Origin of the sequence: Arthrobacter sp. Leaf141 (genome assembly GCF_001424565.1) — a bacterium.
Taxonomy (GTDB): Bacteria; Actinomycetota; Actinomycetes; order Actinomycetales; family Micrococcaceae; genus Arthrobacter.
Genome location: NZ_LMOL01000043.1, coordinates 2,592 through 2,879 on the forward strand (window position 1 = coordinate 2,592; position 288 = coordinate 2,879).

The following is a 288-nucleotide window of genomic DNA, read 5'->3' on the forward strand; positions in this document are numbered from 1 at the left end:
AGAGCACACATGTGTTCGGTGCAGCCAGGAAACCAGAAACAAACAAACCCGGACAAGCCTTACGCTCCCCCGGTCCTGTTGCCTCAGGACCCAACAGTGTGCCATACACTACCCAGCAACCACAGACCATNGAAAAGCAACCGTGTGTTCGGTGCAGCCAGGAAACCAGAAACAAACAAACCCGGACAAGCCCCGCACCAGCCAAAAAGACCAGCCACGGAACCACCCCGGTCCTGTTGCCTCAGGACCCAACAGTGTGCCATACACTACCCAGCAACCACAGACCAT